Annotated in this window: 8 protein-coding genes and 1 pseudogene; 5 read left to right on the plus strand and 4 right to left on the minus strand. The window is 72.4% G+C overall.

Features of this window, described 5'->3' with window-relative positions:
• The 4 genes from ACFWBB_RS41880 to ACFWBB_RS41895 form a co-directional block, all read left to right on the plus strand.
• Nucleotides 1-2,782: serine hydrolase (locus ACFWBB_RS41880; RefSeq protein ID WP_385284344.1), on the plus strand; the 2,782-nt coding region annotated here is incomplete at its 5' end.
• Nucleotides 2,779-3,567, plus strand: a complete 789-nt coding sequence (locus ACFWBB_RS41885; protein WP_385284347.1) for a thioesterase II family protein — start codon at nucleotides 2,779-2,781, stop codon at nucleotides 3,565-3,567. The genes ACFWBB_RS41880 and ACFWBB_RS41885, both read left to right, overlap by 4 nt.
• Nucleotides 3,568-3,645: 78 nt before the next feature.
• Nucleotides 3,646-4,629, plus strand: coding sequence for a TauD/TfdA family dioxygenase (locus ACFWBB_RS41890; protein ID WP_385284349.1), 984 nt, complete (start codon nucleotides 3,646-3,648; stop codon nucleotides 4,627-4,629).
• A gap of 129 nt (nucleotides 4,630-4,758) precedes the next feature.
• Nucleotides 4,759-5,748 carry a beta-ketoacyl-ACP synthase III gene (locus ACFWBB_RS41895; RefSeq protein WP_385284352.1) on the plus strand — a complete coding sequence of 330 codons (990 nt, stop codon included), beginning with the start codon at nucleotides 4,759-4,761 and terminating at the stop codon, nucleotides 5,746-5,748.
• Nucleotides 5,749-5,753: 5 nt separating this feature from the next.
• On the opposite strand, the gene ACFWBB_RS41900 is transcribed toward ACFWBB_RS41895, so the two are convergent.
• Nucleotides 5,754-6,194 (minus strand): hypothetical protein, encoded by a 441-nt coding sequence (locus tag ACFWBB_RS41900; protein WP_385284355.1) that lies wholly within the window; start codon nucleotides 6,192-6,194, stop codon nucleotides 5,754-5,756.
• A 74-nt stretch (nucleotides 6,195-6,268) separates the two neighbouring features.
• Nucleotides 6,269-6,697 carry an IS3 family transposase gene (locus ACFWBB_RS41905; RefSeq protein ID WP_385284358.1) on the minus strand — a complete coding sequence of 143 codons (429 nt, stop codon included), beginning with the start codon at nucleotides 6,695-6,697 and terminating at the stop codon, nucleotides 6,269-6,271.
• 40 nt (nucleotides 6,698-6,737) lie between these two features.
• Here ACFWBB_RS41905 and ACFWBB_RS41910 point away from each other — a divergent pair.
• Nucleotides 6,738-6,827: pseudogene (locus ACFWBB_RS41910) on the plus strand (hypothetical protein); the annotation flags it as partial.
• A 38-nt stretch (nucleotides 6,828-6,865) separates the two neighbouring features.
• On the opposite strand, the gene ACFWBB_RS41915 reads toward ACFWBB_RS41910, so the two are convergent.
• Together ACFWBB_RS41915 and ACFWBB_RS41920 are read right to left on the minus strand one after the other, a co-directional pair.
• Entirely contained in the window at nucleotides 6,866-7,522 is a 657-nt protein-coding gene (locus ACFWBB_RS41915; protein ID WP_385284361.1) for a sigma-70 family RNA polymerase sigma factor, read from the minus strand.
• A gap of 212 nt (nucleotides 7,523-7,734) precedes the next feature.
• Complete coding sequence (locus ACFWBB_RS41920) at nucleotides 7,735-8,439, minus strand: hypothetical protein (RefSeq protein WP_385284364.1); 705 nt, start codon at nucleotides 8,437-8,439, stop codon at nucleotides 7,735-7,737.
• Nucleotides 8,440-8,647 lie beyond the last annotated feature (208 nt).

Raw genomic sequence — 8,647 nt, forward strand, 5'->3', positions numbered from 1 at the left:
CGCATACATGATCCCGGCCGCCTTCATCGCCATCGACGCGATCCCGCTGACCACCAACGGCAAAGTCGACCACCGAGCCCTCCCCACTCCCGGTCCGACGATCTCCACCACACAGCGTTACGTCGCCCCCCGCACCCCGGTCGAAGAAAAGCTGGCCGCGATCTGGTCCGACGTCCTGTGCGTGGAGCGAGTCGGAGCGGAGGACAACTTCTTCGATCTCGGGGGCGACTCCATCCGAGCCGTCCAAGTGCTGTCCGCGTGCCGGGCGGCGGGCCTTGGGCTCGCGGTGTGGATGGTCCTGCAGGCCAAGACGCTGTCCGAACTGGCGGCAATGGTTCCGGTCGGCGGGCCGAACGGCGACCACGGGGACGGCGTGCCGCTGACGCCAAGTCAGTTGCGGCTGATCGACCAGGGTGCGTCCGGCGGACGTACCGTACGTCTGGCCCTGAGCGCACAACCCGATGTAGGGCTGCTCGACCGGTCGCTGCGCGCGGTGGTGAACCACCATCAGGCGCTCCGCCTCATACTGACCGAAAACGGTCGTGCCGTGGAGGGGGAGGCCGGCGCGGCTCGCGTCGTCCCTCTCGATCTGCGGTCGGTGCCGGACGGCCTGCGACGGGCGGCGATCGGCCGGGCGGTGGCGGAGGCCGGCGCCGCACTCGAACCGGCGCACGGAGCGCTGGTCCGAGGCACCCTGGTACGCGTCGACGACGAGAAGCCGGACGAGCTGTGGCTGACCGTCCATGCCCTGGCCGCCGACGAGGGGTCCTGGCCGACGATCGTCGCGGACCTCAACTCCGCCTACCGCGCGCTCGTTTCGGGAGCGCCGGCGGATCTCGAACCCATCGCCACGCCCTGGCGGACGTGGGCGGAGCAGCTGGCCGAGCAGGCGCGGTCGGAGTCCCTGCCCGATCTGGCCGAGTACTGGCTCGGTCGGCCGCCCGCCGCGGTACTTCCGTTGGACCGTCCCGACGGCCGGGACAACGACACCGAAGCGACGGCCAGGTCCCTCACCGTGGTGCTTCCGGCCGCGCAGACCGCCCTCCTGCTGGCCGGGCCGGAGCCCGAGCACCTGCTGCTGACCTCCCTCGGCCGCGTCCTGGCGGACTGGTCCGGAGGTGAACGCGTCGAGATCGACGTCGCCTCGGACCCGCGTCGGGACGCGGCCCTCGGCGCCGCCCTCTCCCGTACCGTCGGACCGCTCGCCGACCGTCATCCCGTCTCGCTGCGGCTGCCGAAGGGACGGGACCTAGCGGGTTCGGTCCGCTCGGTGGGGCGGCAGCTGCGCGCGGTGCCGTCGTTCGCGCAGGCCTACGGGCTGCTGCGCCATCTGGCGGCCGACTCCGAACTGGCGGAGGAGCTCGGGCGTTCGCCCGCTCCCCAGGTGGGTTTCCGCTTCACCCCAGCAGCGGTGACCGAGACGGAGCGGTCGTCCGACGTGCCCTTGGTCTTCGCCCCGGCGCACATCGCGCCCGCTGCCGCACCGGACGCTCCGCGCCCCCACCTGCTGGAGTTGGACGCCCAGGTGCGGGACGACCAGCTGTACCTGCGCTGGACGTACGGCGAGTGCGTGCACGACGCCGACACCGTGCGCGGCCTCGCGGACGCGCAACTGCGTGAACTGACCTCCTTCCTGGGGCAGTCCGGCGGACGTCCGGCCCACTCGGCCCACGCCACACACCAGGCCGCCGCCTCGGACGCCGTCACCGAACTGATGACACTGCACCGCGTACCGGGCGCGAGCATCGCCCTGATCCACGACGGCGAAGTGACGTCGGTCCGCGCCTTCGGAACGCTCGGCGTCGACGATCCGACCCCGGTCACCGAGGACACCCTCTTCGCCGCCGGATCGATCAGCAAGCACGTGACGACCTTCGCGCTGCTGCGTCTGGTCTCGGACGGCCTGGTCGAGCTCGACCGCGACATCAACGACTATCTCCGGTCGTGGAAAGTGCCGCCCGGCCCGGAGCCGGTCACGGCGGCCTCGCTGCTCGCCAACCAGGCGGGGCTGGCCCCGCATCCGGCCCGTGACGACTACTACCACCGGTACGACCCGGTGCCGACCGTGCTCGACGTGCTGCACGGCCGTCCCCCGGCCAAGACACCGCCCGTGCGGCGCCGGGACGCGCCGGGCGAGGTGTTCAAGCTGAGCCCGCTCAACTTCTCGGTGCTCCAGCAGGCCATGACCGATCTGACCGGGGAGCCGTTCCCGGAGCTGGTCGGCCGGCTGCTGTTCGAGCCCCTCGGGATGACCGCGAGCGGCTTCGACTCGGTGTTCCCCGACACCTCCGGGCGGCTCTTCGCACGTGGCCACCGGGCGGACGGCACGCCGGTCCCCGACGGCTTCGTGATCCATCCGGAGACGGCCGCCGGTGGTCTGTGGACCACCGCGGGCGACCTCGCCCGGCTGGGCCTGGAGATCCGGCGCTGTCACCTGGGGCGTCCGGGCGGCCTGGTCGACGCCGGGCTGGTGCGGCGGATGCTCACTCCCCAGGCGGGACGCAACTACGGCTGGAGCACGATCCTGGACGACACCGGCGGCGACCTGGAGTTCGGGCACGGCGGCCAGGCCACCGGGTACCAGGCGATGACGGGACTGCGCGCGCAGTCGGGCACGGGCGCCGTGCTGCTCAGCAACGCGGCCGGCGGACGCGAACTCGTCCGGCACCTGCTCGCCACGGTCTGGTCGGGACAGCATCACCTCGCCCACCTGTGGCAGCGGGCGATCGACGAGGCCACCGCACGGGAGCGCGACGGGCACCGAAAGGACGCGGCGAAGTGAGTGCGCCGCGCCCCGCTGCGGCGGCCCGGGCGAGCCGCTGGTTCCGCAGCCACCGCCGGCTGGACGGTCGGCCGCCGACCCGGCCCCGGATCCGTCTGCTCTGCTTCCCGCACGCGGGTGGCAGCCCGACCGCCTTCCGTACCTGGCACCGCCATCTCCCGGCGGACATCGAGGTATTGGCGGTGTGCTACCCCGGCCGCCAGGACCGGCAGAGAGATCCCTTTCCTGCCTCGATGGACGAGCTCGTCACGGAGGTGACGGCGGCGGTCGAGCCGCTGCTGGACGTACCGGTGGCCCTGTTCGGCCACAGCCTGGGCGCCCTGGTCGCCTACGAGGTGGCACTCCGGCTCGCCGCCCGGCCCGGTGCCCCGCCGCCCGTACGGCTTTTCGTGTCGGGGGCCGAGGCGCCGCACCGGCTTGACCACTCGCGGCTGCCGGTCGGCGACGACGAGGCGCTGCTGGACGTCGTACGGAAGCTGGGAAGCGACGCGGCGCAGGCCCTGGAGGTGCCCGCGCTGCTCGACCTGGTGCTCCCCAGCATCCGCGCCGACTTCCGGCTCCTGACGTCGTACCGGCCCACCCCCTGCACGACCCTCGGGATCCCGGTGATCGCCTGCACCGGCGACAGCGACCCGGCGTGCCGAATCGAGGCGGTCCGCTCCTGGTCGGAGACGACCGCCTCCAGGTTCGAGCTGTGCGTGTTCCCGGGCGGCCACTTCTACCTGGAGCCGCTCGAGCCGGAGCTGCTCGGCCGCGTCCGGAGCCACCTGGCCCGGACCGCCTGAACCGAGCCGAATTCCCCTGACCCCCCTGAACCCCCTGAACCCCCACCGAGTGAACGAGAGCCTGAAAGGGACATCACGATGACCACCGCCCTGCCGGCACCGATCAGCGCGCAGACCGGATTGACGCTGACCGGTACCGAACGTGACCAGATGGCCCGACTCGCGGAGGAACTGGCCCTGTTTCCACCCCGGTTGGTCGACGAGCGCGCCTGGATGGACGCGGCCCGCCGGCTCGCCTGCCGGCTTCCGCTGCGGGTCCGGGAGGAGATACGCGACTACCGCCACGACCCCGGCAAGGACGGGCTGCTGATCCTGCGCAACCTGCCGGTGTACGACGCCGTACTGCCCGACACCCCGACGGTGCCGGAGTCGGTGGAACGCCAGGCCACCCTGCCCGCCGCGGTCACCTCGCTGATCAGCCAGAGCCTCGGTGAGGTGGTGGCCTACCGCGAGGAGAAGTCCGGCGCCCTGGTGCAGAACGTCGTCCCGGTGCCGGGGCGGGAGGAGTCCCAGAGCAACGCCGGCTCCACCCTCCTCGAACTCCACGTGGAGAACGCCTTCCACCCGCACCGCCCCGACTACGTCGGCCTGTTCTGCCTGCGCAACGACCACTCCGGGACGGCGGGCACCCTGGTCTCCTCGATCCGCCGGGCCCTGGTCCTCGTCCCGGACCGGGTCGCCGAGGTGCTGATGGCCCCGCGGTTCGTCACCCAGCCGCCGCCGTCCTTCCACGCCGGTGACTCGACGCCGCAGCACGCCGTGCTGGACGGCGACCGCGACGACCCGGACATCCAGGTCGACTTCAGCGCCACCGTCCCGCTCGACGAGGAGGCCGCCGAGGCCCTGGACGTGCTGCGCGGCGCCCTGCTCGACGTGGCCGCGATGCTGGTTCTCCAGCCGGGTGAGCTGGCCTTCGTCGACAACCGCCTCTCCGTCCACGGCCGGACGTCCTTCGAACCCCGCTACGACGGCCACGACCGCTGGCTGCACCGTACCTTCGTCCACCTCGACAACCGCCGCAGCCGCAGCCACCGCGCGGGCAACGGCTTCGTCCTCGCCTGACCCCCACCGATCCGGTCCGACCTCACGGGGCGGTCTCTCCTCCAACGGGAGAGGCCGCTCCGTCCGTCTGTCCGGCCCGGACAGGGACGTATAGCGACGCAATAGCAACGGCCTCCACACTCCGTGGGCATGAAGACGCAACGGCCCGGCAGGGGCGCGCGGATCCTCGGCATCGGGGCCTATCGGCCGCGCCGCATCGTGGGCAACGAGGAGCTGGAGGCCCGTACCGGCCGCCCCGACGAATGGATCCGGCGGCGTACCGGCATCGTCGAACGCCGCTACGCGGAGCCCGACGAGACCGTGCCGGACATGGCCGTCGAAGCGGGCCGTAAGGCGCTTGCCGAGGCGGGCATCGCTCCCGACCACGTCGACATGGTCCTGCTCGGCAGCATGTCCCATCTCCGGCAGAGCCCCGGCGGCGCGCCCGAGGTCGCCCACCGGCTGGGCACCGGGTCGGCGGCACTCGACCTCAACGTGGCCTGCGCCGGCTTCTGTTACGCCCTCGGCGTCGCCGACGGACTCGTCCGCAGCGGCACGGCCGATCACGTACTGGTGATCGGCTCCGACAAGATGAGCGACATAGTCGACCCGCACGACGCGTCCGCCGCGTTCCTCTTCGCCGACGGCGCCGGGGCGGCGCTGGTCGGACCGGGCGACGAGCAGGACATCGGCCCCGTGGTGTGGGGGTCGGACGGCGGTCAGCGGGATCTCATCGCACACTCCGCGACCTGGCTGGAACACCGCGACGATCCCGAACTGCCCTGGCCGACCATGCGCATGGCAGGCACCGAGGTGTTCCGCTGGGCGGTCGGGGAGATCCCCACGGTCGCCGAACGGGCGCTGACGGCGGCGGGGGTGACCACCGGTGACCTGGCCGCGTTCGTGCCGCATCAGGCCAATCTCCGTATCACGGACGCGCTCGTCTCCCGTCTGGCCCTCCCCCCACATGTCGCCGTGGCCCGGGACATCACCCACACCGGCAACACTTCGGCGGCGTCCGTGCCCCTCGCCCTGGACCGGCTCAGGGAGACCGGCGCCGTGCCCCGCGGCGGGCTCGCACTGCTCACGGGCTTCGGTGCGGGCCTGTCCTGGGCGGCCCAGGTGATACGACTGCCCTGACACCCCTAACCCGCCGTCCTGGCCGGGAAACAGCGCCAGGCCAGGACGGCGCATGTCACCGCAAGGGGAATCTCCACGCACACGGCCATGACCAGTGCCAGCGCCAGGTCCGCGCCGGGGGCCGCCGTCATCGTGTCGAACCAGGCGTCGACGGTCAGCAGCGTCGCGACCACCGTGGCGGTGAGGGAGACCCGGGTGTCTCCCCGGCGCAGCAGCAGCCCCGACGTGATCAGCCCGAGCGCCTCGATCGCGTCGAGCCCGGTCCAGGCCCAGTCCCAGTGCTCGGCGTGGACGGCGGCGGGGAGATCGGTGTGCAGATAGACGATCCACGGAACCATCACCAGACCCAACCCGAGGAGCGCCGTACCGGCCCGGCCGGAGATCGCGGCGCCCCTTGGGCGCGACAGACCGACCGGCTGCCTCGCCGACTGCCCGGTACAGGACATGACGGAACCCTCCTCCCGCATTCGCTCGACTCCCGTGTGCTCGCTCTTCCGTTCGCTCCTGGGCACACCATCGATCATGGCTTCCGCAGCAGTCGGCACGCAGTGGCCCAGGCTTCCGACTTGGGGGTGGTGCAGGCTTCACCGGTCATCAGGTGATCGGCCGCCATCGCGGTGCGCCGAGAGGGCCTGCCGCGGATCGTGGCAACACGGGCGTGGGTCAGCGGTTCAGGCAACCGCTCAGGGCAAGGCCCAGCTCGAACAAGCCCTGGCGGCCCTAGTCGCTCTGTCTCGGAATGAGGTTCCCCCGCTGCGCGGGAGTGGCTGACCAGCAGGTCAGGGCAGGTTGACGTGTTTTCAGGTTCACTGGTCCGGCCGTTGCCTGGTCGGCGTAGTGCTTCTCTTCGCACTCGATGGAAGCCGTCGATGTACTCGAAGAGCGCGAGATTCGCCTCGGCTCTGGTGTCGAAGGTCCGTCCGCGGATGCACTCGGTCTTGATCAGCATCCACAGGTTCTCCGCCAGGGCATTGTCGAAGGAGTCGCCGACCGGGGTGATCCAGGTCGACGAGCCCGCGCTGCGCGAAACCGTTCCGCTGCGGGCCGCCGACCACCCGGTCCACCTGGCCTGGGCCACCGGGCCAGGTCCCCGACGCGGGCACCGGCGCCCCGATCGTCACGCGGCCAGGGCAGTCGGGGGCGTCCCGGATCCCTCGGCTTCGTCGAGAAGCTCGACCAGGGTCGCGCGGGCCCGCGCCACCCGGGAGCGGATCGTCCCGACCGGGCAGCCGCCGGCCTCCGCAGCCTCCTCGTAGGGCAGCCCCGCCAACTGGGTGAGGACGAACGCCTCGCGGCGCTCCGCGGGCAGCGCGTCCAGCAGGTCGAGCAGGGCCACGCCGTCGTCGAATCCGGGCAGGCCGCTCGGCTGGGCCCGCTCGGCGCAGGCCGTCCAGTCGTCCAGGTCGGCCGACCGCGGCCGGGCGGCGGCGTACCGCAGGCTGTCGATGACCGTGCGGCGCGCGATGGCCAGCAGCCAGGTGCGTGCCGACGAACGCCCCTCGAAGCGGTGCAGGCTGCCGAGCGCCCGCAGGAACGTGTCCTGCGCGAGGTCGTCGGCCAGTTGGCGGTCCGCGGAGAGGTAGGTGACGTAGCGGACGACGTCCGGACGCAGGGCCCGCACGAAGCGGTCCACGGCGTCGGGATCGCCGGCGCGGGCGGCGAGGGCCCAGACGGTGGCCGGGTCGTCGGGCGATGCCGTCGCGACGGGCTGATCGGACGCCATGCGCCCCGCCACGCGCTTCCTGGACGGCAGGGGGAGGACAGGAGTGATCACCTGATGTCCTTCTCGGGTGGTCCGGGACCCATCGGCACGGCGCAGCACGCGCACGCGCGTGCGCAGGGCGCGCCGGGTGTGGGTTCCGCCGCAGCGGAAGGTCCCGGGACGGAAGTGGGATGGGGGCGTACGACGTGAGCGCGCCCCCGTGCCCGAAGCCTCGGAACCGACGGATGCGGCGCCTGCGGGACGGCCTCGGGAAACCGGCTGCCTCAGATGACAGCGGTCCCGGCCGGAGGCCCCCGAGAGATGATCGTGTCCGTGAGCGTCAGCCGTGGGATCCGCTCGGCACGTTCGCGCGTCGGCCGCAGGCTGGGCCGACGCGGTGCGAGGGGCAGGCCGACGAGGGGCAGCCGCAGCGGAGCGGCCAGCCATCCGGCGACGGCCCGCAGGAGACGGAACGCGGCCCGCTCGCCGTACGCCAGCCACAGACCGGTCAGCAGAGCGGCCAGCGTGTGGGCGGCGAGCATGCCGAGCGACGACGTGCCGCCGGTGCCGTGGACCATGTGGCCGAAGTACTCGGCGTGCGCCGCGTGGCCCATGCCCATGGACTGCGTGGAACCCATGGGCATGGAACCCATGTCCATCGCGTCCATGGGCATCGCACCCCCGGGCATGCCGCTCATGTCCTGGGCCACGGAACGGGTACCGGTTCCCGGCGCCGCCGGCCGGCCCCACGAGAAGGCCGAGTGGAGCGCCCCCTGTGCGACGACCACGACGGACACCACCAGCGGGAGCCCGCGCTCACGGCCCGCCAGAGTCCAGCCGACACCGCTCGCGGCGGCGAAGCCGGCGGACATCGTCCACCAAGGCGCCGCGTAGCCCGACATGAGTACGTGTCCGAGGGCAGCGAGCAGCACACACACGGCCGCGAACACCGCGGTCCGTATCGTGCGCCCACCCCACCCAGCAGTCATGACGGCCTCATCCTCGCATCCGGGCTCCGCTCGTCACGGGTGGGTACGCACCGGACCCGGGCCCGCTACTCACCCGAAGAGAGTGATGCAGGACACAGCGCCCTGTCGGGACCCGGCAGGCGGTCCGGGCCGGCCCCTGCTGCCGTGCCGGAGTGCGTCATGACGTGGCGGACGGGACGGCCGGCCCTGCCGTCGGGTGTCCGACGGC

Origin of the sequence: Streptomyces sp. NPDC060000 (assembly GCF_042737375.1) — a bacterium.
GTDB lineage: Bacteria > Actinomycetota > Actinomycetes > Streptomycetales > Streptomycetaceae > Streptomyces.

What these genes read in the sequence shown, in the direction of transcription:
- ACFWBB_RS41890 (WP_385284349.1), top strand. Translation starts at nt 3,646, where the DNA reads ATGACCACCGCCCTGCCGGCACCGATCAGCGCGCAGACCGGATTGACG.
- ACFWBB_RS41895 (WP_385284352.1), top strand. Translation starts at nt 4,759, where the DNA reads ATGAAGACGCAACGGCCCGGCAGGGGCGCGCGGATCCTCGGCATCGGG.
- ACFWBB_RS41900 (WP_385284355.1), bottom strand. Translation starts at nt 6,194, where the DNA reads ATGTCCTGTACCGGGCAGTCGGCGAGGCAGCCGGTCGGTCTGTCGCGC.
- ACFWBB_RS41905 (WP_385284358.1), bottom strand. Translation starts at nt 6,697, where the DNA reads ATGCTGATCAAGACCGAGTGCATCCGCGGACGGACCTTCGACACCAGA.
- ACFWBB_RS41920 (WP_385284364.1), bottom strand. Translation starts at nt 8,439, where the DNA reads ATGACTGCTGGGTGGGGTGGGCGCACGATACGGACCGCGGTGTTCGCG.